The sequence below is a fragment of the Pseudomonas brassicacearum genome, assembly GCF_009601685.2.
Lineage (GTDB): Bacteria > Pseudomonadota > Gammaproteobacteria > Pseudomonadales > Pseudomonadaceae > Aquipseudomonas > Aquipseudomonas kilonensis_B.
On record NZ_CP045701.2, the window covers coordinates 6,504,399 to 6,528,991 of the forward strand.

The following is a 24,593-nucleotide window of genomic DNA, read 5'->3' on the forward strand; positions in this document are numbered from 1 at the left end:
GATACCACGGCCTGGGGGTTCAGGCCGACGCGTGACCAGATGTAACAATTGGTCGCAGCTCCACACTAGTCCTGGCTGGGGATTAACAAAAATGAATAATTATTGGGTGATGCATAAGTAAAGACTTATAGTTGCGCTTCCCGCCCCGCTCCAGAGTGCTTAGAAAATGCGTAAGTCATTGATGCGTATGACATTGCGTCAATTGCAGATTTTCAATGAAGTGTGCGACCTGAGGTCCTACAGCCGTGCAGCCGACGAAATGTCTCTCACACAACCGGCCGTTAGCCTACAGATTCGTTCCCTGGAAGAGCTGATTGGCCAGCCATTGTTCGAGTATGTCGGTAAAAAACTCTACATGACCGAAGCCGCCGAAGCCCTGCAACGTGCCAGCCGGGACATCTTCGGACGCTTGGAAAACCTCGATATGCAGCTCTCGGACATGCAGGGTTCGCTGCAAGGCCAATTGAAGCTGGCGGTGGAGTCCAGCGCCAAGTACTTCGTCCCGCACCTGTTCGCCGCGTTCAAGCGCCAGCACCCGGAGGTCAACCTCAACCTCACGGTGGTCAACCGCGGGCAGGTCATTCGACGGCTTTCGGACAACCGTGACGACCTGGTGATCATGTCCATGGTGCCCCAGGACATGGGCCTGGAATTCCTGCCCTTTCTCAACAATCCGATCGTCGCCGTGGCACCGCCCGATCATCCGCTGTGCCACATGGGCCCGCTGCGCTTGCAGGACCTGGAGCCCTATACGTTGCTGTTGCGCGAACCGGGCTCGGGCACGCGATTGGCCTGCGAGGAGTATTTCAAGGAGAAACGGGTGCATTTCACCCAGACACTGGAGGTGGCGTCGGCGGAGGCCCAACGCGAGTGCGTGGTGGCCGGGCTGGGCGTGGCGCTGTTGACGCGCCACGCCGTGAGCCGGGAACTGTCGTCCGGCGCACTCATCGAGTTGCCGGTGGAGGAATTGCCGCTGTACCGCAGCTGGTGCCTGGTGCAGGCCAGGGCCAAGCGCCTGTCACCGGTGGCTCACGCCTTCCTGGCATTCGTTCGCGGTGAGCGCGCTCAGATCATCGGCCTGGTTGAGCGTTTCGACGGGAAACCGCCGGCGCTGCCTGCCAGTAGTTGAATTCTGTCGCGTCAGGAAATTCGCTGATTTCGGCCAGGAGCTGGCGCTGTTCATAGCGGTCTTCGATGGCACGACGGAACGCCATGCGGCGCTGGTCTTCCTGCTGACGACGGGTTTTGACGGCGCTGCGTTCTTCGTAGGACTGGGTCATGTCGAGACTCCCAAGACGTATACGGGAGCTTTACGATGACGACGCGGGATGACGGTTTGGCGGCGCGCAGATTACAAGACGATGAATTTGGAAAGGTGCCACTTTGGCGAGGAAGCTCGCTCCCGCAGGGCCATAGGAGCTATGTAGCTGTGTAGGAGCTGTCGAGTGCAACGAGGCTGCGATCTTTTCCCAGGCACTTGAGTCTCAAGCAAAAGATCAAGATCAAGATCAAGATCAAGATCAAGATCAAGATCAAGATCAAGATCAAAAGATCGCAGGCTTCGCCAGCTCCTACAGAGCCCAGCGGGAGCCCGGCACGTCAAGACCGACTCAGTCGTCCAGCGCCTTCACCGACTTGGGCGACAGCCGCAGGCTGCGAAGGCTGCGCTTCACGCTCTTGAGGTGGTTGACCAGGCTTGGGCCTCGCGCCATGGCGACACCCATTGCCAGCACGTCGATTACCACCAGATGGGCGATACGCGAGGTCAACGGCGTGTAGATCTCGGTGTCTTCATGCACGTCGATGGCCAGGTTCACCGTGGACAGTTCCGCCAATGGCGTCTGGCTCGGGCACAGGGTGATCAGTGAGGCACCGCTCTCGCGCACCAGGTTCGCGGTGATCAGCAGGTCCTTGGAACGCCCCGACTGGGAAATGCAGATCGCGACATCGGTGGGCTTCAAGGTCACCGCTGACATGGCCTGCATGTGCGGGTCGGAATAGGCCGCAGCCGTCAGCAGCAACCGGAAGAACTTGTGCTGGGCATCGGCCGCCACTGCGCCCGAGGCGCCAAAGCCATAAAACTCGACACGCTGGGCCTGGGACATGGCCGTGACGGCTTTTTGCAACGCCACCGGGTCGAGCTTCTCGCGAACCTCCATCAGGGTATGCAGGGTCGTGTCGAAAATTTTCAGGCTGTAGTCAGCAACGGAGTCGTCTTCATGGATCGCAAACTGGCCAAAGCTCGCGCCGGCGGCCAGGCTTTGCGCCAGCTTGAGTTTCAGGTCCTGGAAACCCGAGCAACCGATGGCCCGGCAGAAACGCACGATGGTCGGTTCGCTGATACCGACGCTGTGGGCAAGATCGGCCATGGAGCTATGCATCACGGCCGCAGGATCAAGTAGTACGTGATCGGCGACTTTCAGCTCCGACTTGCGTAGCAAGTGGCGTGACTGGGCGATGTGTTGCAACAGGTTCAAGGGGCTGGACTCTTGTTATGGGCAGATGCCGGGATGTAGCAAGCTTGTAGTTATACTACAAGAATTGGCTTTTTGCCCGTCCAAAACGTAACTGGATTGCCTCGCCGGCCCTCTGTTTTGGCCGAGGATCCCCCGATGTAGCAGCTTGTGCCGTAGCGCAAACCTTCAACGCTGCCGATCCGCTGATTTCCAAGCCCGTCCTGAGCTTCCAACTCGGGGGAAAATCGTCTATTGGTCATTAGCCAATCACCCAGTAACTTGCTCCCATGACTTCCCGTCAGACGAATTCGTTGCCTGACGGGAAGTTATCGTCGTGCTTCAGGCTCATTCAACCAGGTGTTGCGCCCGTAACAATGCAGCCAGTCCCTCGGCCCCCACCGGCCGGCTGATCAGATACCCTTGAACTTCATCGCAACCTTCGCGCCTGAGGAATTCGAGCTGCTCCTGCCGCTCAACGCCTTCGGCCACTACCTTGAGCGACAACCCATGGGCCATTGCAATGATTGCCCGAGTAATTGCCGCATCCACGCTGCCCTCACCCAACCCGCGAATGAACGCCTGGTCGATCTTCACGTAATCCACTGGAATACGCTTGAGGTAACTCAGGGATGAGTAGCCGGTGCCGAAATCGTCGATGGCCAACTTGACCCCCAGGTCGCGCAATTGCTGGAACGTGGCAATGATGTGTTCAACGCTGTCGAGCAACTGGCTCTCGGTCAGTTCCAGCTCCAGGTATTGCGGGGCCAGGCCGGTTTCCTCCAACACTTGCCGCACCAGGCTGACCAGCTTGCCCTGGCGCAATTGGTGCACCGACAGATTGACTGACACCCTGATCGGCGCGAGCCCCTGGCGCTGCCATTCGCATGCCTGCCAACAAGCCTGGCGCAATACGAATTCGCCAATCGGCCCGATCAACCCGGTCTCTTCGGCCAGGCCGATGAAATCCCCCGGCGGTACCCGCCCCATGGCCGGATGATCCCAACGCACCAACGCTTCGGCGGCGTTCAGGCGACCGGTCGCCAGGCACAGTTTTGGCTGATAAAAAACCTTCAGTTGCTGCTCTTCCAAGGCCTTGCGCAGCTGATTTTCCAGTTGCAGGCGCTCCAGCGTGCTGGCCTGGAGACTGTCGGTGTAGAACTGGAAATTGTTGCCCCCCAAATGCTTGGCATGCTGCATGGCCATGTTCGCCTGGCTGACCAGCGTGGCAACTTCCCGTGTGTTGTCGGGCAACAGGGTGATGCCGATGGAGGCACTGAGCACCAGTTCATGGCCTTCGATGGTCAGCGGCACACGCAGCTTGGCGGCCAGCCGGGTTGCCACCCGCGCCAGACTCGAAAGGTTGCCATAGGCATCGAACAACACCGCAAACTCATCGCCCGATAGCCGGGCGATGGTGTCCGCCTCGGGCAGCGCATTGATCAGGCGTCGTGCCATTTTCTGCAACAACTGGTCGGCGATGTCATGACCGAGGCTGTCGTTGAGCAACTTGAAGCGGTCCAGGTTGATATGCAGCAACGCCAGGCTGCGCCGTCCGCCCTGGCGCACACGCTGATGAGCTTCGTGCAGGCGCTCGCGAAACAGCGAGCGATTAGCCAGCCCGGTCAATTCATCGTAATGGGTCAGGTAGCGCATCCGCTCTTCGGATTCGCGTCGCGCCGAAAGATCGGCGAAGAAGCCCACGATATGGCTAACATTTCCCCGAGCATCGCGCACGACGTTCAATTGGAGCCACTGTGGATACAGCTCGCCGTTGGCCCTCGCCTCCACCAGCTCCCCCTGCCAGGTGCCGTGCTGCTTGAGCGATTGGCGAATGATGGGGTAGTGCCGGCGCGCATCGCGACTGCACGGCAGGTCCACCACGTTACACCCGAGCATGTCATCGATATTGAAACCGGTGACCCGCGTAAATGCCTGGTTGGCGGCGAGTAGCACGTAGTGAGGGTCGAAAATCACGATACCTTCGCTGGCGGCTTCGAACACCGTGGCTGCCAATTGCCGCTGCTGCTCGAGTTCCTTGCTGGCGCTGATGTCTCGCCGGGTGCCGACCATGCGCAGCACCCGTCCGCTCACGCTGCGTTCCACGGCCCGACCGCGGTCTTCGATCCAGACCCAGTGACCATCGCCGTGACGCACGCGGTATTCGATCTGGTAATCCTCGCTGCGGCCCTTGAGGTGTTCGACCAGGGCCCGCTTGAGCGCCGGCAGGTCTTGCGGGTGCAGGCGCGGAGTGAGGTGAGTGAGCATCGCCGTGATGTATTCGGGCTCAAGGCCAAAGAGCTCCTTGAGTTGAGTGTGGTGCACTTCGTCAGTCAGCAAGTTCCAATCCCACAACCCCAACTCACTGGCCTTGAGCGCCAGGGCCAGGCGCGCCTCACTCTTGCTCAAGGCCTGGCTGGCGGCCTCCAGTTCAAGGCTGCGCTGTGCTACCCGCGCCTCCAGGCCAACCTGGGCCGCCCGCAATTTTTCCTCGGCGCTGCGGCGTTGCTCGACCTCCCGGGCCAGCGCGTCGTTGAGCTGAGCGCTGCGGGATTGTGCTTGCTGCAGATGCTCGATCAGCGCCTGGTTCTGGAAGCGTCGCAGCAGGCTGCTTTGGATCAAGCGGTTGACCTGCCAGGCCACCACGCTCAGCGAGACCAGCACAATCAGCCCAAGCCAGCCCCACCCACGTTGCTGCTCATCGCCGCCCCAGAAGAGATAGCCGATGGCCGGTAACAGGCACGGCAGGGTAAAGGACAGGAACGCAGGAAGGCTTACCGCATAAGCCACGCTGGCCGACAGGGTGGCAGCGCCAATCAGGCCGAACACCCAGGCCTGCTGCTGGAAGCTATCGGCCGGGACCAGTGCGATGCCGGCCCCGGCCAGTGTCAGGCCGGTCAGCGCTGAACCCAGCAAAAACATACGCAACCAGACCGGGTGTGCCTGGCGGCTTGGCATCGCCGAATCGAAAGCCGCCACCTGGATCACCCGCAACGCCACCAGCGACAACAACCAGACGAGCCAGACGCTGACCAGGAAATAGCGCCGCGGCTCCCATAGCAGTACGGCGCAGACCAGACCGTTGAGCAACATGAACAGCGTAGGCAGCAGCGAGCCTTGATACAGCAGACGTGTGCGTTCGACCGCCATCTCCGTAGCGTACTGCTTGCAGATGACCCGCGGCTCCACACAGGGGCCCGAGGGATCGGATTTGAGGGGCATTGGCACTGTTCTTGTTCTTATTCAGTAGAGCGTGGAGAACCCGAAACAAGCACCGAGCATACACAAGCCATGGGCCATCCCACACTGCCCCAGCTCATAAAAATACTGAAAAAAGTCGCTATTTCATTGGGTGGCGCCCCTCCCGAGCGAGTCCCGCCAACGCCTGTAGCCCATGACCAACCAGTCATCATCAAGCGGTCTTTTATCGGCTGATGCAAAGCTCGGTTTGCCCGGGCTGACGCCGCACCCTAGAATGCCCCGATGCGCGATGATCTCTCCCTTCTGCTGAACTCCCTCAACGATGCCCAACGTCAGGCCGTAGCAGCCTCCGTGGGTCGTCAGTTGGTCCTGGCCGGTGCCGGCTCCGGTAAAACCCGAGTGCTGGTGCACCGTATCGCCTGGTTGATCCAGGTCGAGAACGCCTCGCCCCATTCGATCCTGTCGGTGACGTTCACCAACAAGGCCGCAGCCGAGATGCGCCATCGCATCGAGCAACTGATGGGCATCAACCCTGCCGGCATGTGGGTCGGCACGTTCCACGGCCTGGCGCACCGCTTGCTGCGGGCGCATTGGCAGGAGGCCGGGCTGAGCCAGACCTTCCAGATCCTGGACAGCGACGACCAGCAGCGCCTGGTCAAGCGGGTGATCCGCGAGCTGGGCCTGGACGAGCAACGCTGGCCCGCCCGCCAGGCCCAGTGGTTCATCAACGGCCAGAAAGACGAAGGCCTGCGCCCGCAGCACATCCAGGCCAGCGGCGATCTGTTCCTGGCGACCATGCGCAGCATCTACGAAGCCTACGAGGCGGCGTGCCAGCGTGCCGGGGTCATCGACTTTTCCGAGTTGCTGCTACGGGCGCTGGACCTGTGGCGCGACCACCCTGGCCTGCTGGCCCACTACCAAAAGCGCTTCCGGCATGTACTGGTGGACGAATTCCAGGACACCAACGCCGTGCAATACGCCTGGTTGCGCCTGCTCGCCAAGGGCGGCGACAGCCTGATGGTGGTGGGTGACGATGACCAGTCGATCTACGGCTGGCGCGGCGCCAAGATCGAGAATATTCACCAGTACTCGGCGGACTTTCCCGACGCCGAAGTCATCCGCCTGGAACAGAACTACCGCTCCACCGCCGGTATCCTCAAGGCCGCCAACGCCCTGATCGCCAACAACACCGGGCGTCTGGGCAAGGAGTTGTGGACCGACGGCGGCGAAGGCGAGGCAATCAACCTCTATGCCGCCTTCAACGAGCACGACGAAGCCCGCTACGTGGTGGAAACCATCGAAAGCGCGCTGAAAACCGGCCTGGCCCGCAGTGACATCGCCATCCTGTACCGTTCCAACGCCCAGTCGCGGGTGCTGGAAGAGGCCTTGCTGCGCGAGCGAATCCCCTATCGCATCTACGGCGGCCAGCGCTTCTTCGAACGTGCTGAAATCAAGAACGCCATGGCCTACCTGCGCCTGATCGAAGGTCGCGGCAACGATGCGGCCCTGGAACGGGTGATCAACGTGCCAACGCGTGGCATTGGTGAGAAAACCGTCGAAGCGATTCGCGATCACGCGCGCCACAGCCACGTATCCATGTGGGAAGCCATGCACCAACTGGTCGCCAACAAAGGCATGACCGGTCGCGCCGCTGGCGCCCTGAAGGCCTTCATGGACCTGATCGAAGACCTGGCTGCCAAGTGCGGGGAAATGCCCCTGCACTTGATGACCCAGACCGTCATCGAGCAGTCCGGCCTGATCGCCTATCACGAAGCGGAAAAAGGCGAGAAAGGCCAGGCCCGGGTGGAAAACCTTGAGGAACTGGTCAGCGCCGCGCGCAACTTCGAGAGCAGCGAAGAAGACGCAGACCTGTCGCCGCTGTCGGCCTTCCTGGGTCACGCTTCCCTGGAGGCCGGTGACACCCAGGCCGACGAACACGAAGACAGCATCCAGCTGATGACCCTGCACAGCGCCAAGGGCTTGGAATTCCCCTACGTGTTCCTCGTGGGCATGGAAGAAGGCCTGTTCCCTCACAAAATGAGCCTGGAAGAACCGGGACGCTTGGAAGAAGAGCGGCGCCTGGCCTATGTCGGTATCACCCGCGCCATGCAGAATCTGGTACTGACCTACGCCGAAACCCGGCGTTTGTATGGCAGCGAGACCTACAACAAGGTGTCGCGCTTCGTACGTGAAGTCCCGAAGGGGCTGATCCAGGAAGTGCGGCTGTCCAACAGTGTCAGCCGTCCGTTCGGAGGCGGCCAGCAGCAAAGCACCAGCAGCCTGTTCGGCGGCAGCGACATCCCGGAAACCGGCTTCAGCCTCGGCCAGACCGTACGGCATTCGGTATTCGGCGACGGCGTGATCCTCAACTTCGAGGGCGCCGGCGCCCAGGCCCGGGTGCAGGTGAACTTCAGCGAAGGCAGCAAGTGGCTGATGCTGGGGTATGCCAAGCTCGAAGCGATCTAGGGATTTCGTAAGAAGCACCTTGCTGTGGGAGCAAGGCTTGCCCGCGAGGCGGTGGCGCATTTGACAGAGATGTGTCAGACAGATCGCTATCGCGGGCAAGCCTTGCTCCCACTGATGTCTCCCCCACATTAGTTTCCGACCGACCTTATTTCTTTTTCCTACAGCCCAAAGCGAACAAGCCTTCTTGCACAGCCGAAGCTGAACCTCAGCTGTCACGCAAAAGCCCGAAACACTCTGTCGCTAGCCAGCAACAGTTCAGCTGTGCAACATGGCGCGCGTGCTATCCACAAATGGGAATGCCTTTATATGAAACGTTTTCTTAGCATCGCCATGGCGCTGTGCATTGGCCTGACGATGGCCATCGACGCCAATGCCGCCAAGCGCTTTGGCGGTGGTAAAAGCTCGGGCGCTGCCCCGACTCACCAAACCAGCCAGATGGCACCGTCTTCTGCCGCTGGCTCTACCGCTGCCACCGCAGGCGCTGCCGGTGCCGCAGGCGCTGCCACCAAGGCCAGCGGTGCTTCGCGCTGGCTCGGCCCCCTGGCCGGCATCGCCGCCGGTGGCCTGCTCGCCTCCATGTTCATGGGCGACGGGTTCCAGGGCATGCAGATCTTCGACATCCTGATCATGGCGGTCATCGCCTTCCTGGTCTTCCGTTTCATTGCCGCCCGTCGTCGCAAGCAGCAGGAGCAATTCGCTCCGGCCGGCCACGCGCCGATGCAGCGTGAAGTGTTCAACCAGCAGCCGGCCAGTGGTTCGATCTTCGGTGGTTCGGCAGCGCCTGTGACCGCCCGTCCGGTCATCAATGCGCCGGCCTGGTTCAACGAGCAACGCTTCATCGAAGCTGCGCGTAGCCACTTCATGTCCCTGCAGCAACATTGGGACGCGAACGAAATGGACAAGATCTCTGAGTTCGTGACCCCGCAATTGCTGGAGTTCCTCAAGCGCGAGCGGGCCGAACTGGGCGATGGCTTCCAGTCCACCTACATCGACAATCTGACCGTACAACTGGATGGCGTCGACGATCGCGCCGACAAGACCATCGCCACCCTGACCTTCAGCGGTGTGTCGAAGGATTCTCGCTTCGACAAGGGCGAAGCGTTCAGCGAAAGCTGGAACATGGAACGTGCCCAGGGCGATGACCAGCCTTGGCTGGTGGCCGGTATCCGCCAGAACGGTTGAACCTTTGCCCGTTTTGCATGTTGAAATAAAAGAACCCCGGCTCAGGCCGGGGTTTTCTATTTCGCGGTTGCATCTATAGCGAGCTACTGTATAAACCGCTCCATATAAAACCGCGCCATCGAGAAAGAGGATCCCCGGACGTGGAAGAAATCATCGAACAATTGCGTGAAGCCAACGAGCCCGTACCGGTCCCGCTGGAGTTGCCCGACGAAGACTTGCTGGTAGAGATCGAAGAGCAGCTGTTCATCGATATCCCATTCGTCTTCAGGGAGTTTTTGCTGACCGTCAGCGATGTCGTCTATGGCAGCCTGGAACCGGTGACCGTCACCGATCCACAATCCCACACCTACCTGCCAGATGTGGCCGCCAATGCCTGGGATGCCGGCGTCGACCGCAGCCTGATCCCGATCTGCCAGGACGGCGACGATTATTATTGCGTCGAGGAAGACGGCACTGTGGTGCTCTGGCAGGCCGAAGAAGAACTGATCGCCGAAGAGACCTGGGAATCGGTCTGGCACTGGGCCCGGGATGTCTGGCTGGAAAGCTGAGCCCACCGCCGGTCAATGCCCGGACGAGTCCTTGTGGTTGTCCAGGGTTTCAAGCAAGGCCACCTGCATTCGCGTATGCAGGCGGATGAACCAGCGCCAGAGCAGTGCCGCCACGGCAGTCGCCACCACGGCGATCAGTACGAGCAACTTGTTGGTCGGCAGAATGCTGGCCGACAAGGCTGCCAATAGCAGGAAAATCACCAGCAGCGAGAGAATCGGGATCACTTCGGCGATCACCCGACGCACTCGCTGGGTGTGGCGGCCAGCCATTTCCGGTTTCACACCCATCTCTGCCAGCAGCATCGACAGCGCCTTGAGCTTGCGATAGGCGGCGATCAGGAAGGGTAGCGACAGCAGCAACGCACCGCCCCAAATCAAGGCCTTCTGCCAGCTCGGGTCGCTGATCCACGCTTGCAGGTAAGCCGACATTCGCTCGGCGAAATAACCGCCCGAAACAAAGATCGCGATCACCAACGCCAGGTTGACCCCAACCTGCAGCAAAATCCGCCGGATCATCGACGCCACCATCGCACCTTCACCATGGGGCTGGATACTGCGCAGCCATTCGCCATACATCCCAAGCACCCGCGTCAGCCGTTGCGGCATGAACGTTGCCAACTTGACGGACAACGGGTCAGCGGCCCGGATCAGGTACGGCGTCAGCAGTGTGGTCAATACCGAGACGGCAACCGCGACCGGATAGAGGAAATCGCTGGTGACCTGCAGGGTCATCCCCAACGACGCAATGATGAAAGAAAATTCGCCGATCTGCGAAAGCCCCATCCCAACTCGCAGCGAGGTGCGTCCGTCGTTGCCGGCGATAAAGGCCCCGACGCCGCAGGACAACATCTTGCCGAGCACCACTGCGCCGGTAATTACCGCAATCGGCCAGGCGTATTGCAGCAATATCGCCGGGTCGAGCATCAGCCCGATGGCGACAAAGAAGATCGCGCTGAACAGATCCCGCACCGGCTCCACCAGCCGCTCGATTTTCAGCAGTTGCCGGGACTCGGCCATGATCGCACCGATCAGGAACGCCCCAAGCACCATGCTGTATTCCAGCTTCACCACCAGCAGACAGAAGCCGAAACACAGGCCCAGCACGGTAATCAGTAGCATTTCGTTGCTGTCGAACTTCGCCACGTAGGCCAGCACCCTCGGCACCAGCAAAATACCGATGACCAAAGCGACGATCATGAACAGCGACAACTTGCCTACCGTGGAGAACACTTCGCCGGAGCTTACGGTGCCGCTGACGGCAATGCTCGACAGCAAGGCGATGATGCCAATGCCCAGGATGTCCTCGACGATCAACACCCCGAAAATCAGCTGCGCGAAGCGCTCGTTCTTCATCTTCAGGTCGTTGAGGGCCTTGACGATGATGGTAGTGGAGGAAATGGCCAAGATCGCGCCGAGGAACAGCGAGTCCATGGTGCTCCACTCGAACCAGCGGCCGATTTCATAACCGATCCAGATCATCAGCACGATTTCGAGGAACGCCGCGATGAAGGCCGTGGCCCCGACCTTGAACAGTTTGCGCAGGCTGAATTCCAGGCCCAGGCAAAACATCAGGAAAATCACCCCGAGCTCGGCCAGGGTCCTGATCGTGTCTTCGTCGTGGATAAAACCGAACGGCGGCGTATGCGGGCCAATGATGAAGCCGGCCACGATGTAGCCCAGTACCACCGGTTGCTTGAAACGATGAAAGAGTACGGTTACCAGCCCCGCAGCCATCATGATGATCGCCAAGTCTTGAATGAAACTGATGGCATGCATGTCGGGGCTCCCTGTTCTAATGACGCACTGCAGAGCTGGAGAAATCCGTTTCCTCTGTAGGAATTGCCCTCGCAACGGGCTTTTGAAGGGTAACACCGCGACTTCCGACGAAAAGACGGTGCAATATATGGAAACAGATCCCTCGGCGCGTGACGGCAACCACGGGCGCAGCGTCCCGATATCGGTGGTTTTTAAAACCTGGTGACCTGTTCGCAGGCCACGCACCAGCACCCGCAGAGGTGCACTCCCGAATGACTGCCTTGACCGTGAGTACGTTATGGAACCCGGAAATGCCCAGCTGTCGATGACGGTGTTGATGACCCCCGATATGGCCAACTTCTCTGGCAATGTCCATGGCGGCACCTTGCTCAAATACCTCGACGAAGTCGCCTACGCCTGCGCCAGCCGCTATGCCGGGCGCTACGTGGTGACCCTGTCGGTTGACCAGGTCATCTTCCGGGAGCCGATTCATGTCGGCGAGCTGGTGACCTTCCTGGCATCGGTGAACTACACCGGCAACACGTCGATGGAAGTGGGCATCAAAGTCGTGACCGAAAATATTCGTGAACGCTCGGTACGCCACACCAACAGTTGCTTCTTCACCATGGTTGCGGTGGATGATCAGCGTAAACCCGCCGCCGTGCCGCCCTTGCAGCCGCACAACAGCGAAGAAAAACGCCGCTACGAACAAGCCCAGCAACGCCGGCAGATTCGCCAGGAACTGGAAAAGCGTTATCAGGACATCAAGGCAGACGGGCCATAACGGATCGCCGAAGCTCAACTGTGGGAGCGAGCTTGCTCGCGATCGCGATGTCACAGCCAACATCTATGTTGAATATGACGTCCTCATCACAATCAAGCTCCCACAGGCGGCTTGCATTGATCAAAGGCTGATCGGCACAGCCTCGAACCGCACCCGTGGATGGGCGATCCGGTCCTGGGCGCGGACCAGTTCCAGCTCATAGCTGGTGCAGGCCTGGGTTTCCAGCAGCACTTCATGCACCGCCGCGGCAGTGAATTCGAGCGCCGCCACCAGGCTGTCCCCCAACAGTATCCGCGCCAGGAACAACCCCGAGGTCAGGTCACCCACGCCCACCGGCTGGCGCGGGAACGCCAGCAGCGGACGGCGCAGGTGCCAGCTACCGTCGGCAGTCACCAGTAGCATTTCGAAGCTGTCATCGGGTTTGCCGGGGTAGACCAGGTGCTTGACCAGTACCGCCTTGGGTCCACGGGCCAGCAATGCCCGGGCCATGGCCAGGCAGTCCAGCAAAGACTGCGCCTTGCGTCCCGAAAAACTGTCCAGCTCCAGTTGGTTCGGGCACAAGAAGTCCGCCACGGCAGCGGCTTCTTCCAGGAGAAATTCACTCACCTCGGGCGCCACGATGCAGCCCTTCTCTGGATGCCCCATGACCGGGTCACACAGGTACAGCGCCTTCGGATTGGCGGCCTTGATCCGCGCCACGCCCGTCAGGATCGCCCGCCCTTGAGCCGCGCTGCCCAGATAACCGGACAACACCGCATCGCACTGACCCAGCTCACCGATGGCCGCAATGCCTTCCACCAATGCCGGTATCTGCTCCGGTGCAAGCACCTCCCCGGTCCATTGGCCGTATTGGGTGTGATTGGAAAATTGCACGGTATTGAGCGGCCAGACGTTCGCCCCGACCCGCTGCATCGCAAACACCGCGGCACTATTGCCGGCGTGACCGAACACCACGTGGGACTGAATGGCAAGCAGATGAGGCGTACGTTTCATGCGGGAAGTTTCCGTAAAACGATTGAAATTCAAGCCGCGCAGTATGCGACTAAACACAGCCTGTACGACAGACCGGCGAGACAGTTAAGCTGGCAGCAACTTGTTGGAGCGCTTCGTTCATGCTGACCCTTGGAAACATTTTCGTGCTGATGCTGCTGGCTACCGGCGGCGCCTGGCTGTGGCACAACCATGGCTTGCGCGAACGGGCGTTGGCGAGGGTCATGCAGCATTGCGCCAACCTCAAGATCGAGTTGCTGGACGGCAATGTGGCGCTGAAAAAAATCGGTTTCGTGAAAGACGCCAACGGACGACGACGCCTGGCTCGCGTCTACACCTTCGAGTTCACCGTCACCGGCGAAAGCCGCCATTCGGGCACCATCACCCAGTTTGGCGCCCACAGCGCGCACATCGAGCTGGCGCCCTACCCGATGCCCTTCGAAGAAACACCGCCAACGCCGATTGAACCGATCCAGACCAGGCCCAGGGCTGAAGTCATCGAGTTGAGCCAGTGGCGCCAGGAACACAACAAGTGGAAGCCTTGAAACACGGCTGACTCAAGCACACTGACAATTCACCAGCCCGGCTTGCAGGCGATCAACGTCTTGCGGCTGATCGAAAATCAGCTCGATTCGAGAATCCTGGCGCCACTCACTGGCTTGCCAGCCCAGCGTCGTCCCCTCCAGTGCGTTGGCTGAAACCCAACCGTCGACACTGTGGATAACCATTTTCGCCCGCTTCCAGTCTTGCTCTTGCAGCCATCGCGTCAGTGCCGCTGCATCGAATTGCTGGCTGGGGTGCCAGCGCCAACCAATACTCCAGCCACCGTCCTGCTGCTGATACAGGCAGATCGGCAGCGTGGGGTCGGACCAAATAGCCGGTAACTGGCCCAAGCTCTTCGGCAGATTCAAGATAGCCACAGCCCCACTGCCCCGAGCCGCAAGCCCTGGCAATCGCTCGATCGGCAGCGCAGCCTGCTGCGTCCAGTACAACGCACGCCCAGGCAGTTGCGCCGTCAGCCGTTCGCGATCGGCTTGGGTGAGGGTCTCGGACTTGTTCAGCACCAACAGTCCGGCCTCCGCCAGGGTTTGTCGCTGCGCGTCGGGCAAAGGCTTGCCGTCTGCCATCGCCTGGGCATCCAGCACCAGCACGCAGGGTTGCACCGCCAGCACGCCGAGCCATGGTGCTTCATTCAGTTGTCGCATCAACTGCACCGGATGGCCCAGGCCCGAGGGTTCGATGAACAGCCGATCCGGCCGGGCCTTGCGCAGCAAACGCCCAAGACCGATCTGAAACGGCGTGCCGTTGACGCAGCACAAGCAACCGCCGGCCACTTCGCCCAGTGCGATACCATCGCCGGCCTGGGTCAGCAACGCGGCATCCAGGCCGATCTGACCGAATTCATTGATCAGCACCGCCCAGCGCTCATCGGCCGGGCGCTGCGCCAGCAGATGCCTGATCAGGCTGGTCTTGCCGGCGCCCAAAGGACCGGCGATGACATGGGTGGGAATGTGCTGCAACATAATCGGCGGCTTTCGATGGAGGTGAATATGCGAATGATCGGCTGGTTGTTACTGGCACTGACGTCGAACCAGGCATTGGCCCAGGCTTGCGTGGTCCGCAGCCAGGCGGAACGGCTGGATGTGAAAGTCTGCCAGCAGAACCGCAACATCCCGCAGAAGCTGTTTGCCGACGGTTTCTGCCAGCCAAACCTTGCCGGCCAGAAGGTCGAGGTGCAATACGTCGATCAGTGCCCTGGCGGCGCGTTCGGCGTTTGCAGCAACGCCCAGGTCGCCAATATGCCTTACCGCCAGGATATTCACTATTACGGCGTGGCGACCGATGCCGCTTACCTGCAGCCATTTTGCGAAGGGCAGAGCCAGGGCACCTGGCTCAAGCCTTAAGCCTTAAGCCTTAAGCCAGCCAATCCAGCGTGAGAATCAATCGACGCTCTCCCGGCGCGGGATCCGGAGAGCGATGGATCAGGCCAAGCCCTTCGTTACCGTGCCACTTTTCGCCTTTAAGCAAACCCACATCACCGCAACGAAACTGCTGGATCACGCTCGGATCACTGGGCTCAGCCTCAGGCTCGGCAAGGCGTCGCCGGTCCATGGCGCCTTCCTTGAGCCACTGGCTGCCGACACCCGCATAGGTGGTCAGCAGCCGCACCGGCACATGGTCAACGTGAAAGCGCGGGCACATGGCCTTGTCCAGTGTGCGCAGGCGCAGGCCGACACGTTGCGCACCCAACAGGCAGGCAAATGCACTGACCAGCCAGGCAACATCGGCGATAAAACCTTCATAGCCTTGCAAGTCTCTGAAACCCGCGGCCAGGCCCAGCAGCGCTGGCGGGGTGTCTTCCTGCGGCAACTCGAGCACCCGTGATTCGGCCAGCGGCTGGTCCATCGCCAGCACCATGGCCGCAAAATCGCTGATATGTGCAGGAAGCTGACGCTGCCAGACCGCCAGGTTGGTGCCGTCGTCCAGGATCTGCGTGAATATCCCTGGCGTATCCTCTTGGACCTGCCGTACCCGCACCGCCCTTTTCAGACTAGGCGCCAGCATCATGCCGCGACCTCTTCATGCCACGGGCCGAACGGATCCGGCAACAGGCGCCAACTTTCAACACCGAGGGCCATTTCCGCGTCAGTGAGCAGGCAAGCGTCCAGTTCAGCGGCGAGTTGGCCAAAATCGATATCCTGGCCAATGAAGACCAGCTCCTGGCGGCAATCGCCTGTGGCAGCAAGCCAGTTCTTCATGATCGCGGCTGTACTTTCTTCATCCTGCGGCCATTGGTTTTTCGGCACGAACCGCCACCAGCGCCCGGCGAAGCCATGCCGCATCAAGCCACCGGCCTGGGACCAACTGCCCGCCTCCTCAGGTTTGCTGGCCAGCCAGAAGAACCCCTTGGAGCGCAGCAGTTTGCCATTGGGCCACGGACGGTCGATAAAATTGAAGAACCGCTCGGGATGAAACGGCCGGCGAGCCCGATAGGCGGTCGAGGCGATGCCATATTCCACGGTTTCCGGCACGTGCTCGCCACGCAGCTCCTGTAGCCAGCCAGGGGCCTGGGCGGCGCGTTCGAAGTCGAAAAGGCCTGTGTCGAGAATCCTGCCCAACGGCACCTGCCCCATGACCATGGGGAGGATCTGCGCCTGGGCGTTGAGGCGCCGCAGAATTGCGCTCAATTCTTCTCGCTCATGCTGGCTGATCAGATCGATCTTGCTGATCAGAATCACGTCGGCAAACTCGATCTGTTCGATCAGCAGGTCGGTGATCGAGCGTTCATCCTCCTCACCCAGGGTTTCACCCCGTGACGCAAGGCTTTCGGCGGCTTGGTAATCGAGCAGGAAATTCACACCATCGACCACCGTCACCATGGTGTCGAGCCGCGCCACATCGGCCAGGCTTCGACCTTCTTCGTCACGAAACGTGAAGGTTTCTGCCACGGGCAACGGTTCTGAAATGCCCGTGGATTCGATCAACAGATAATCGAAACGCCCTTCCCTGGCGAGTTGCCCGACCTCTTCGAGCAAGTCTTCGCGCAACGTGCAGCAGATGCAGCCGTTGCTCATTTCCACCAGTTTTTCTTCGGAACGACTCAGGGTGACATCTCGCTGGACTTCGCTGCCATCGATGTTGATCTCGCTCATATCGTTGACGATCACCGCAACTCGCAAATTGTCGCGATTACGCAGGACGTGGTTGAGCAGTGTGCTTTTGCCGGCACCGAGGAATCCAGAAAGGACGGTTACGGGAAGACGATTGGGCATCAGGTATATCCTCATCGGGCGGCCGCTTCGACTACGGCTCGTTTCCAGGTTTGGCTGGGGTCAGGGTCACGGCATTTTATGTTATAGTATAACAACGCAATTCAACCAGCCCCCACCGTCCCCCATTGGTCTGAGATCACTCCATGCGCAATCATTTGAAATTCGTATTGGCGAGCGCGTTGTTGCTGTGGGTATTAAGCGCTTCAGCCCAAAGCTCGCTCTTGGCTAATTGCACCCGAAGTGCAAATTTGCTGGCGTGCGTGGATCTCCAAGGCAATGCCTACAGCGTTGCGACCGCGGGAAACACTATTTATTTACGGGGTTTTGAAGCGGCCAGTCGTCGTTATTGGGCGCAAACGAACAGTCGTTACGGTCAGCTCACATTCTTTACTGGCTTGGCATCGGATGGAGAAAGCTGGGTCGGATATAGCCGGCGTGTGGGCTGGACGACTCTCAATCGTTTCTCGAGTTCTGGCGGTAGCGCGGGCGCATTTGTATGCGGACGCATGAACGGGTGTCAGGACTCATCGCGCTGATGTTTCACGTGGAACGTGAACGTTTAGGGAGATGAAACTCCTTTCATGGAAAAGGTTTCTTTAAATTCATTGTTATACTATAACATCTAATTTTGAACCTTCGATGGACCTTGACCATGAACGCGTTAACCCTGCCCGACGTCGCTGCGCAGGCTTCACGTCAAACCCTGCCCCTTGATTGGGTGGGCATGTGTGGCATCGCAACGCCGGTGCTGATTGACGGCCAGCGTCTCAGTGCAATGGCCGATGCGGGTGTCAGCCTTGATGACGCTGAGGCGCGCGGCATTCACATGTCACGTTTATACCTGGCGCTAGAGCTGCTTGAAGAGACCACGCTGTCGCCAGCGTTGTTGCGCCGAATCCTGCAGCAGTTTCTCGATAGTCATGAAGGCTTGTCCCACGCGGCATCGCTCAGTGTGCATACCGATCTGCTGCTCAAGCGTCCGGCACTTATCAGCCCATTGATGGGTTGGAAACGCTATCCAGTGAGCATCGAAGCCCACTTGAAAAACGCAGTGTTCCACGTGGAACTGAACATTCAGATCCCCTATTCCTCCACCTGCCCTTGTTCGGCCGCACTTGCTCGGCAATTGATCCAACAGCAATTCGTCGACGACTTCGCTAACAAGAAACTTGAGCATGCCGAAATCCTGGCCTGGCTAGGTTCATCGAACGGCATTGTCGCCACCCCTCATAGCCAACGCAGTACGGCGACCCTGAGCCTACGCCTGAACGCCGATGCCGACGATTTGCCGCTGCAGTCGTTCATCAACGAAGCCGAAGCAGCCCTCGGCACCGCTGTGCAGACCGCCGTCAAACGTGCCGATGAACAGGCCTTCGCCCTCGCCAACGGCCAAAACCTGATGTTCTGCGAAGACGCCGCGCGGCGATTAAGCACAGCCCTGCGTCGGTCACCCGATATCGTTGCGCTGAATGTGCGCGTCGTTCACGCCGAAAGCCTGCACGCCCATGACGCCGTGGCGCAAAGCTGCTGGACCCGGGACGCGTCATGATCAACTGCCAAGCGCTGTGCTGGGGCGCCCCCGGACAACCCCTCACGCCACCCCTCGCCATGCAGCGACCGGCCGGCAGCCTCACCGCCATCATCGGTGCCAACGGCTCGGGCAAAAGCAGCCTGTTGAAAGTGTTCGCGGGCCTGCAAAAACCGATCTCCGGCAAAGTCACCCTGGAGGTTCCACGCCGCGGAGGGGTTTCGTTCATGCCGCAGCAACAGCATCTGGATCGGCAATTCCCCATCAGTTTGCAAGAGTTGGTGGCCGCCGGTTCCTGGGGTAATCGACACACGCCAGCCATGCGAAGGCAATTGCTCCAGACCGTACTGGCCGACTGGGCGTTGACCGGCCTGGAGCATCGTCCATTAATGGCGTTGTCTGGAGGCGAACTGCAACGCGCCCTGCTCGCTCGCCTGAGCTTGGCCGAAGCGCCACTGCTGTTGCTCGACGAACCCCACGCCGCCCTCGACGAACAAGGCCAGGCGCTGCTGTGGAAACACATTCATCAATGGCATGCCGCGGGCAGAACCGTGGTGGTGGTGTGCCATGATCTGGCAGCGGTCCGCCAACATATTCCCCATACGCTGCTGATCAGCAGCACTGGCTGCGTACTAGGCCGCAGTGTCGACTTGATCGCCCAACAACCTCTGACGTGGGTGGCCTGATGCTTGCGGTCACTCATCTCTGGCAACCGTTTCAAGAGTTTGTCTTCATGCGCAGGGCCTTGCTTGGCGGCCTGGTGCTGGCGTGCAGCACGGCGCCGTTGGGTGTGTTCCTGATTCTTCGGCGCATGAGTTTGATCGGCGACGCCGTGGCGCACGGTATTCTGCCTGGCGCCGCCCTCGGCTTCTGGTTTGCCGGGCTGAGCCTGCCCGCCCTGACTGTTGGCGGCCTGGGCGCGGGCCTGAGCATGGCCGGGCTCGCCGCCTGGATTACCCGGCGTACCGGTCTAAGAGAGGACGCCAGCCTCGCGGCGATTTATCCGATTTCCCTGGCGGCCGGCGTGTTGATTCTCGGCATGGCCGGTAAACGCCTGGACTTGCTTCATCTGCTGTTCGGCTCGGCCCTGGCGGTAGACGGTCCGACACTCACCGGCATGCTCTGGGTTTCCGGTGCCAGCCTGGTGGCGATGGCATTGATTTACCGACCGTTGCTGCTCGATACCCTGGACCCACTGTTCCTGCAAACTGTCAGTCGTCTCGGCCCGTTGGCCCATGGCGTGTTCCTGACCCTGGTGGTGTTGAACCTGGTGATCGGCTTCCAGGCCATCGGTGCGTTGATGGTGGTTGGCCTGATGATGTTGCCGGCCGCCGCGTCGCGATTCTGGAGCCGTCGCTTGCCGCTGCTGATGCTGATCGCGGGGCTGCTTGGTTGCCTCTCGGTGTGGCTTGGCCTGTTGTTGTCCTTCTATTACTCACTGCCCAGCGGGCCGTCCATCGTGCTGGTGGCGGGCGGATTGTACCTGCTTTCGGTGGTATTCGGTCCGGTGCACGGTTTGCTGCGCCGCCCGCCTTTGCTCACATCCCAATGAGGTGTTTCCCAATGCGCGTTCTGCTCGTGCTGTTCACTCTGATGCTGTCCATGTCTCTGTCCGCCGCCGAAAAGCTTCAGGTGGTGACCAGCTTCAGCATCCTCGCCGACATGACCCGACAGGTCGGCGGTGAGCATATCCACATCACCAACATGGTCGGGCCGGACGCCGATGCACACACCTACGAACCCACTCCAGACGACGCCAAGGCATTGCTCAAGGCAAAATTGATCATCAAGAATGGACTGGGCTTCGAGCCCTGGTTGGATCGCCTGGTAACCAGCACTGAAACCACGGCTCCGGTGATCAGCGCCAGCCATGGCGTCATTCCGCGCTCACTGGATGAGGATGGCGAGACCATCCCCGACCCGCACGCATGGCACAACCTGGCGAACGCCGAGCTTTATGTCAGCAATATCACCAAAGCATTGGAAGCTGCCGACCCGGCCAACAAGGCCGACTACGAACGCAACAGCCAGGCGTATCTGAAGAAAATCTATGCCTTGCTCGCCGAAGCCAAGGCCAAGCTCGGTGCGTTGCCACCAGGCAATCGCAAGATCGTGACCTCCCACGACGCATTCGGTTACCTGGGCCAGGCCTATGGCATCGAGTTCATGGCGCCTCAGGGTTTATCCACAGAGCGTGAACCATCGGCGGCAGAAGTCGCGGCGCTGATTACCCAGATCCGCCAGGCTAAGGTCAAAGCGGTGTTCATGGAAAACATCAAGGACGCACGCCTGCTCAAGCAAATCGCCGACGAGAGCGGTGCGCACATCGGCGGCACGCTGTACTCCGATGCACTCGCGGCTAGCGGACCGGCCAGTACCTTTACGGGTCTGTTCGAATACAACCTCAATACGTTGTATGAGGCGCTAAGTCGGCCTTGATAGAACATTTGTGGGAGCAAGGCTTGCCCGCGGGCGATGCACCGAGTTGTCTGCATCGCGATGCAAGCCTTGCTCCCACAGATTCTTCAAACGATTACTTCATACCCGCTTCACGCCCTCGGCTTGACCGTTCCGCAATCCTGCCCCAGCCACACCGCGCGAGTGTCGAGGCTGCCGTTCTGCTGGATGCCGGTGGCATTGAAAGTGCCGTTGACCTTGGTGGTGAATTCACGATCGCTCTGGAACGTCGCGACGCCATTACCCTGGGCTTTCGGGCAACTGAAGCGAAACTTCCACTGATTGCCGGTACGCTCGGTGATCTGCTGCTTGCAACCCGATTGCGGGTCTTGCAGCGGAATGTCATTGGTTTGCACCTGCGCCGGGGTCAGGCAGACACGAATACCTTTACCGCCCATGGTGATGCCCTGCTTCTCCAGCATCGCTCGCTGCTCCGGCGTCATCTGGTTCTGCACCTGGCCCAGGATCAGCTGCAGGTCCGGCAGGTTCTGGTTATCGACCTTCATGTTACTGGTGGTCAGCTCCCATAAACCCGGCTGGAGCATCTGCGCCTGAGCCGCCATCGGAACCGACAACCCCATTGCCAAGACCACACCCAGCAGACGAACATTCATTGCATAAACTCCAAAGGACAGGTGGCCGTTAGACGCCGCCCACAGGCTTCGGTTCAGGCTTGGGACGAGTGAATTAAATCGCGACATTCGCCATGGAACATGGTCTGTTAAGCATTGAAACCTCCGGAGCAAGAATGCCCCATGGATTATTTCGGCCCGCATGTTTTCGGTTACCTGATCGCGCTGCTCCACACCCTGGGTTCCATTGCCGCCGTCCACGCCGTCTTGACGGTGCGCACGGCCCAAGGCTCGATTGCCTGGGCCCTGTCGTTGCTGTTCATACCCTACCTGACCTTGATTCCTTACCTGGTTTTCGGACGCAGTACCTTTGATGGCTACATCAAGGCGCGCCGACAAGCCAATGAAGAGATGCGCAAGGCGATCTCCGAGCTCAACTGGCGACCGTGGGTCGAAGAGGCCCTGACCGCCCGCGCTTCCCAGGCCTACGACTCGTTGCGGGCCATGCCCCAGCTGGGGCGCACACCGTGCCTGGCGAACAATCAGGTGCGCTTGCTCGTCAATGGCCAGGCCACGTTCGAGGCGATCTTCCAGGCCATCGATAACGCCCGGCAGGCCGTGCTGATTCAATTTTTCATCATCCACGATGATCGCCTTGGCTTACGCCTGCAGGCACTGCTCCTGAAAAAGGCCGCCGAAGGCGTGGCGGTGTATCTGCTTTATGACCGCATTGGCAGCCACTCCCTGCCCCACCGCTACGTCCAGGCGCTGCGCGACGGTGGTGTCCACGTGAAAGCCTTCGCCACCCGCAGTGGCTGGCTCAACCGGTTCCAGGTCAACTTTCGCAACCACCGCAAGATCGTGGCGGTGGATGGCGTTCTAGGCTTCGTCGGCGGGCACAACGTGGGCGATGAATACATGGGCGAAAAGCCCCCCCTGGCGCCGTGGCGCGACACCCATGTCGAAGTCCGCGGTCCGGTGGTGGGGAGCATGCAAGAGTCGTTTGCCGAGGACTGGTTCTGGGCGGCCCGTTCGCTGCCCCCGCTGATCCTGCCGGACACCTACCCGGACGACGGTGTGCTCTGCCAGTTGCTGACCAGCGGCCCGGCCGATGCCTACGAAACCTGCTCGCTGTTTTTCGTCGAAGCAATCCATGCGGCCAGCGAGCGAGTCTGGATCACAACGCCTTACTTCATCCCCGACGAAGCGGTGTTCGCAGCCTTGCGCCTGGCGGTACTGCGCGGGGTGGATGTGCGCATCCTGCTGCCCTCGCGGCCGGACCACAAGATCGTCTACGCCGCATCCAGCCTGTATGCGTTTGAGGCGGTGCGGGCCGGTGTGCGGATGTTCCGTTACACGCCGGGCTTCCTGCATCAGAAGGTGGTGCTGATCGACCGGGAAATCAGCGCCATCGGCAGTGCGAACCTGGACAACCGTTCGTTCCGCTTGAATTTCGAAGTCATGCTGCTCACGGTGGATATCCGGTTCGCCACCGAGGTCGAGCAGATGCTTGAGCAGGACTTCGCCCAAGCCGTGGAAATCGACAAACAGGAAAGCCGGGAGACCCACCGCCTGCAGAAGATCGGCATGCGGATCGCCCGGCTCATTTCCCCGATTCTTTAAGGGGTGTAGATGTCGTCGCGGGTCCAGGGCAGTTCATGGCTACCGTCGGCGTGGGCCTTCACCGCCAGGATCTGATGCAGATTGATCCAGCCCTTGGCGAACGCGTAGGCGCAGCCGGCCAGGTACAGACGCCAGATCCGCAATGCCTGCTCCGACACCTCCTTCGACGCAGCCTCGAGGTTGTCCTCCAGGCGTTCACTCCAGTGATCGAGCGTGCGCGCGTAATGCAGGCGCAGGCTTTCCACGTCGACGATCTCCAGCCCCGCTTCGCTGATCTGGGCGGAAATCATCGACAGGTGCGGCAGCTCGCCGTTGGGGAACACATATTTCTCGATGAAATCGCCTGCGCCACGACCGACCGGACGACCGTCGGTGTGCTTGGCGGTGATGCCATGGTTCATCACCAACCCGCCCTCGCGCACGGCGCCGAACAGCGTCTTGCAGTACTGCTCGAGGTTGGCGTGGCCGACGTGCTCGAACATCCCCACACTGACCACTTTGTCGAAGCGACCGTCCTGCGGCAGGTCGCGATAATCCAGTAATTGCAACTCGACCAGATCCTCCAGGCCCTCTGCCTTGACCCGTTCCTGAGCCAACGTCAGCTGCGCCTTGCTCAGGGTAATACCGAAGACCTTGGCACCGAACTCGCGCGCAGCGTAACGCGCCAGACCACCCCAGCCGCAACCGACATCCAGCAGATAGTCACCCGGCTGCAATCGCAGCTTGCGGCACAAATGGCGGAATTTGGCTTGCTGGGCCTGTTCGAGGGTTTCACTGCCCGTCTCGAAATAGGCGCAGGAATAGGCCATGTCACTGTCGAGCCACAGCTGATAAAACGCGTTGGAAAGATCGTAGTGATAGGAGATCGCCTTGGCGTCGGTTTCCTTGTCGTGGAGCGATCGCACCGGCAGGTTGTCGGCGTCATCCTCGAGCAATGCCTGGCTCCATTCATCGCAGACACGAATGACTTCGTGAATCGAACCTTCGAGCTCCAGTTTGCCCTCTACGAAGGCGGCCCCCAGCGCATCAAGGCTGGGATGGGTGAATTGCGCGACCATTTGTGGGTCCTTGACCACGATCGTGACACTGGGGTCGTCACCCAGTGAAAATTCATGGCCATCCCAGAGCCGTAACCGAAGCGGAAGGTGCAGATTCTGTAAGGCCGGTGGAAGTTGCGCGAGCATGAATAAACCCCCTTGTTTCAGACGTCTGAAATGAGGGTAGACCATCATAGAAAAATAGCAGGCTATCGAATTTATAG

At 60.1% G+C, this 24,593-nt stretch carries 23 protein-coding genes; 13 read left to right on the forward strand and 10 right to left on the reverse strand.

Annotated features, from left to right (window positions below):
• Positions 1-166 precede the first annotated feature (166 nt).
• Positions 167-1,129: a LysR family transcriptional regulator gene (locus GFU70_RS28310; protein WP_058544328.1), complete on the forward strand. Its 963-nt coding sequence runs from the start codon at positions 167-169 to the stop codon at positions 1,127-1,129.
• Here the strand turns inward: GFU70_RS28310 and GFU70_RS28315 are convergent.
• From GFU70_RS28315 to GFU70_RS28325, 3 genes are all read right to left on the reverse strand, one after another.
• Positions 1,071-1,280 (reverse strand): PA3496 family putative envelope integrity protein, encoded by a 210-nt coding sequence (locus GFU70_RS28315; RefSeq protein ID WP_058544327.1) that lies wholly within the window; start codon positions 1,278-1,280, stop codon positions 1,071-1,073. The genes GFU70_RS28310 and GFU70_RS28315 overlap by 59 nt on opposite strands.
• 330 nt (positions 1,281-1,610) lie before the next feature.
• Positions 1,611-2,477 (reverse strand): transcriptional regulator HexR, encoded by an 867-nt coding sequence (hexR, locus tag GFU70_RS28320; RefSeq protein WP_003187110.1) that lies wholly within the window; start codon positions 2,475-2,477, stop codon positions 1,611-1,613.
• A 324-nt stretch (positions 2,478-2,801) separates the two neighbouring features.
• Positions 2,802-5,675, reverse strand: coding sequence for a putative bifunctional diguanylate cyclase/phosphodiesterase (locus GFU70_RS28325; protein WP_058544326.1), 2,874 nt, complete (start codon positions 5,673-5,675; stop codon positions 2,802-2,804).
• 261 nt (positions 5,676-5,936) lie between these two features.
• Between GFU70_RS28325 and uvrD the strand changes: the two genes are divergently transcribed.
• The 3 genes from uvrD (at position 5,937) to GFU70_RS28340 (ending at position 9,850) form a co-directional block, all read left to right on the forward strand.
• Positions 5,937-8,120 carry a DNA helicase II gene (uvrD, locus tag GFU70_RS28330; protein ID WP_064106857.1) on the forward strand — a complete coding sequence of 728 codons (2,184 nt, stop codon included), beginning with the start codon at positions 5,937-5,939 and terminating at the stop codon, positions 8,118-8,120.
• 306 nt (positions 8,121-8,426) lie between these two features.
• Complete coding sequence (locus GFU70_RS28335; protein ID WP_058546487.1) at positions 8,427-9,302, forward strand: Tim44 domain-containing protein; 876 nt, start codon at positions 8,427-8,429, stop codon at positions 9,300-9,302.
• A gap of 140 nt (positions 9,303-9,442) precedes the next feature.
• Positions 9,443-9,850: an SMI1/KNR4 family protein gene (locus GFU70_RS28340; RefSeq protein WP_003187120.1), complete on the forward strand. Its 408-nt coding sequence runs from the start codon at positions 9,443-9,445 to the stop codon at positions 9,848-9,850.
• 12 nt (positions 9,851-9,862) lie between these two features.
• On the opposite strand, the gene GFU70_RS28345 is transcribed toward GFU70_RS28340, so the two are convergent.
• Positions 9,863-11,626 carry a cation:proton antiporter gene (locus GFU70_RS28345; RefSeq protein ID WP_058546486.1) on the reverse strand — a complete coding sequence of 588 codons (1,764 nt, stop codon included), beginning with the start codon at positions 11,624-11,626 and terminating at the stop codon, positions 9,863-9,865.
• Between the two features lie 277 nt (positions 11,627-11,903).
• Between GFU70_RS28345 and GFU70_RS28350 the strand changes: the two genes are divergently transcribed.
• Positions 11,904-12,389 carry an acyl-CoA thioesterase gene (locus GFU70_RS28350; RefSeq protein ID WP_116643559.1) on the forward strand — a complete coding sequence of 162 codons (486 nt, stop codon included), beginning with the start codon at positions 11,904-11,906 and terminating at the stop codon, positions 12,387-12,389.
• A gap of 120 nt (positions 12,390-12,509) precedes the next feature.
• Here the strand turns inward: GFU70_RS28350 and pdxY are convergent, their stop codons facing one another.
• Positions 12,510-13,382, reverse strand: a complete 873-nt coding sequence (pdxY, locus tag GFU70_RS28355; protein ID WP_116643558.1) for a pyridoxal kinase PdxY — start codon at positions 13,380-13,382, stop codon at positions 12,510-12,512.
• Between the two features lie 119 nt (positions 13,383-13,501).
• Between pdxY and GFU70_RS28360 the strand changes: the two genes are divergently transcribed.
• A complete protein-coding gene (locus GFU70_RS28360) occupies positions 13,502-13,924 on the forward strand; it encodes a DUF3301 domain-containing protein (RefSeq protein WP_153389123.1) in 423 nt (140 codons plus the stop codon).
• A gap of 12 nt (positions 13,925-13,936) precedes the next feature.
• Here GFU70_RS28360 and GFU70_RS28365 read toward each other — a convergent pair whose 3' ends face one another.
• Positions 13,937-14,902, reverse strand: coding sequence for a CobW family GTP-binding protein (locus tag GFU70_RS28365; protein ID WP_153389124.1), 966 nt, complete (start codon positions 14,900-14,902; stop codon positions 13,937-13,939).
• Between the two features lie 27 nt (positions 14,903-14,929).
• On the opposite strand from GFU70_RS28365, the gene GFU70_RS28370 reads away from it, so the two are divergent.
• Positions 14,930-15,283: a hypothetical protein gene (locus GFU70_RS28370; protein ID WP_058546481.1), complete on the forward strand. Its 354-nt coding sequence runs from the start codon at positions 14,930-14,932 to the stop codon at positions 15,281-15,283.
• A 10-nt stretch (positions 15,284-15,293) separates the two neighbouring features.
• Here the strand turns inward: GFU70_RS28370 and GFU70_RS28375 are convergent, their stop codons facing one another.
• Both GFU70_RS28375 and zigA read right to left on the reverse strand, forming a co-directional pair.
• Positions 15,294-15,944 carry a DUF1826 domain-containing protein gene (locus GFU70_RS28375; RefSeq protein WP_058546489.1) on the reverse strand — a complete coding sequence of 217 codons (651 nt, stop codon included), beginning with the start codon at positions 15,942-15,944 and terminating at the stop codon, positions 15,294-15,296.
• Entirely contained in the window at positions 15,944-17,152 is a 1,209-nt protein-coding gene (gene zigA / locus GFU70_RS28380; protein WP_153389125.1) for a zinc metallochaperone GTPase ZigA, read from the reverse strand. The genes GFU70_RS28375 and zigA overlap by 1 nt, the downstream gene beginning before the upstream one ends.
• A gap of 143 nt (positions 17,153-17,295) precedes the next feature.
• Here zigA and GFU70_RS28885 point away from each other — a divergent pair, with 143 nt between their 5' ends.
• The 5 genes from GFU70_RS28885 to GFU70_RS28400 all read left to right on the forward strand — a co-directional run bounded on the left by GFU70_RS28885 (position 17,296) and on the right by GFU70_RS28400 (position 21,119).
• Positions 17,296-17,688 (forward strand): glutamine synthetase, encoded by a 393-nt coding sequence (locus GFU70_RS28885; protein ID WP_081264424.1) that lies wholly within the window; start codon positions 17,296-17,298, stop codon positions 17,686-17,688.
• A 116-nt stretch (positions 17,689-17,804) separates the two neighbouring features.
• Positions 17,805-18,701, forward strand: coding sequence for a GTP cyclohydrolase FolE2 (gene folE2, locus GFU70_RS28385; RefSeq protein WP_153389126.1), 897 nt, complete (start codon positions 17,805-17,807; stop codon positions 18,699-18,701).
• Positions 18,698-19,366: a metal ABC transporter ATP-binding protein gene (locus GFU70_RS28390; RefSeq protein ID WP_153389127.1), complete on the forward strand. Its 669-nt coding sequence runs from the start codon at positions 18,698-18,700 to the stop codon at positions 19,364-19,366. Before folE2 ends, GFU70_RS28390 begins: the two co-directional genes overlap by 4 nt.
• Complete coding sequence (locus GFU70_RS28395) at positions 19,366-20,232, forward strand: metal ABC transporter permease (RefSeq protein ID WP_116643554.1); 867 nt, start codon at positions 19,366-19,368, stop codon at positions 20,230-20,232. The genes GFU70_RS28390 and GFU70_RS28395 overlap by 1 nt, the downstream gene beginning before the upstream one ends.
• An 11-nt stretch (positions 20,233-20,243) precedes the next feature.
• The gene (locus GFU70_RS28400; protein ID WP_116643553.1) at positions 20,244-21,119 is read left to right on the forward strand and encodes a metal ABC transporter substrate-binding protein; all 876 of its coding nucleotides are present in this window, start codon (positions 20,244-20,246) and stop codon (positions 21,117-21,119) included.
• Between the two features lie 110 nt (positions 21,120-21,229).
• Here the strand turns inward: GFU70_RS28400 and GFU70_RS28405 are convergent, their stop codons facing one another.
• Positions 21,230-21,751, reverse strand: a complete 522-nt coding sequence (locus tag GFU70_RS28405) for a DUF3617 domain-containing protein (protein ID WP_058546475.1) — start codon at positions 21,749-21,751, stop codon at positions 21,230-21,232.
• A 141-nt stretch (positions 21,752-21,892) separates the two neighbouring features.
• On the opposite strand from GFU70_RS28405, the gene cls reads away from it, so the two are divergent.
• Positions 21,893-23,332: a cardiolipin synthase gene (gene cls, locus GFU70_RS28410; protein ID WP_153389128.1), complete on the forward strand. Its 1,440-nt coding sequence runs from the start codon at positions 21,893-21,895 to the stop codon at positions 23,330-23,332.
• On the opposite strand, the gene cfaB is transcribed toward cls, so the two are convergent.
• A complete protein-coding gene (gene cfaB / locus GFU70_RS28415) occupies positions 23,329-24,516 on the reverse strand; it encodes a C17 cyclopropane fatty acid synthase CfaB (RefSeq protein WP_153389129.1) in 1,188 nt (395 codons plus the stop codon). The genes cls and cfaB overlap by 4 nt on opposite strands.
• Positions 24,517-24,593 lie beyond the last annotated feature (77 nt).

What these genes read in the sequence shown, in the direction of transcription:
- GFU70_RS28310 (WP_058544328.1), top strand. Translation starts at nt 167, where the DNA reads ATGCGTAAGTCATTGATGCGTATGACATTGCGTCAATTGCAGATTTTC.
- GFU70_RS28315 (WP_058544327.1), bottom strand. Translation starts at nt 1,280, where the DNA reads ATGACCCAGTCCTACGAAGAACGCAGCGCCGTCAAAACCCGTCGTCAG.
- GFU70_RS28325 (WP_058544326.1), bottom strand. Translation starts at nt 5,675, where the DNA reads ATGCCCCTCAAATCCGATCCCTCGGGCCCCTGTGTGGAGCCGCGGGTC.
- uvrD (WP_064106857.1), top strand. Translation starts at nt 5,937, where the DNA reads ATGCGCGATGATCTCTCCCTTCTGCTGAACTCCCTCAACGATGCCCAA.
- GFU70_RS28335 (WP_058546487.1), top strand. Translation starts at nt 8,427, where the DNA reads ATGAAACGTTTTCTTAGCATCGCCATGGCGCTGTGCATTGGCCTGACG.
- GFU70_RS28345 (WP_058546486.1), bottom strand. Translation starts at nt 11,626, where the DNA reads ATGCATGCCATCAGTTTCATTCAAGACTTGGCGATCATCATGATGGCT.
- GFU70_RS28350 (WP_116643559.1), top strand. Translation starts at nt 11,904, where the DNA reads ATGGAACCCGGAAATGCCCAGCTGTCGATGACGGTGTTGATGACCCCC.
- pdxY (WP_116643558.1), bottom strand. Translation starts at nt 13,382, where the DNA reads ATGAAACGTACGCCTCATCTGCTTGCCATTCAGTCCCACGTGGTGTTC.
- GFU70_RS28360 (WP_153389123.1), top strand. Translation starts at nt 13,502, where the DNA reads ATGCTGACCCTTGGAAACATTTTCGTGCTGATGCTGCTGGCTACCGGC.
- GFU70_RS28365 (WP_153389124.1), bottom strand. Translation starts at nt 14,902, where the DNA reads ATGTTGCAGCACATTCCCACCCATGTCATCGCCGGTCCTTTGGGCGCC.
- GFU70_RS28370 (WP_058546481.1), top strand. Translation starts at nt 14,930, where the DNA reads ATGCGAATGATCGGCTGGTTGTTACTGGCACTGACGTCGAACCAGGCA.
- GFU70_RS28375 (WP_058546489.1), bottom strand. Translation starts at nt 15,944, where the DNA reads ATGCTGGCGCCTAGTCTGAAAAGGGCGGTGCGGGTACGGCAGGTCCAA.
- zigA (WP_153389125.1), bottom strand. Translation starts at nt 17,152, where the DNA reads ATGCCCAATCGTCTTCCCGTAACCGTCCTTTCTGGATTCCTCGGTGCC.
- GFU70_RS28885 (WP_081264424.1), top strand. Translation starts at nt 17,296, where the DNA reads ATGCGCAATCATTTGAAATTCGTATTGGCGAGCGCGTTGTTGCTGTGG.
- folE2 (WP_153389126.1), top strand. Translation starts at nt 17,805, where the DNA reads ATGAACGCGTTAACCCTGCCCGACGTCGCTGCGCAGGCTTCACGTCAA.
- GFU70_RS28390 (WP_153389127.1), top strand. Translation starts at nt 18,698, where the DNA reads ATGATCAACTGCCAAGCGCTGTGCTGGGGCGCCCCCGGACAACCCCTC.
- GFU70_RS28395 (WP_116643554.1), top strand. Translation starts at nt 19,366, where the DNA reads ATGCTTGCGGTCACTCATCTCTGGCAACCGTTTCAAGAGTTTGTCTTC.
- GFU70_RS28400 (WP_116643553.1), top strand. Translation starts at nt 20,244, where the DNA reads ATGCGCGTTCTGCTCGTGCTGTTCACTCTGATGCTGTCCATGTCTCTG.
- GFU70_RS28405 (WP_058546475.1), bottom strand. Translation starts at nt 21,751, where the DNA reads ATGAATGTTCGTCTGCTGGGTGTGGTCTTGGCAATGGGGTTGTCGGTT.
- cls (WP_153389128.1), top strand. Translation starts at nt 21,893, where the DNA reads ATGGATTATTTCGGCCCGCATGTTTTCGGTTACCTGATCGCGCTGCTC.
- cfaB (WP_153389129.1), bottom strand. Translation starts at nt 24,516, where the DNA reads ATGCTCGCGCAACTTCCACCGGCCTTACAGAATCTGCACCTTCCGCTT.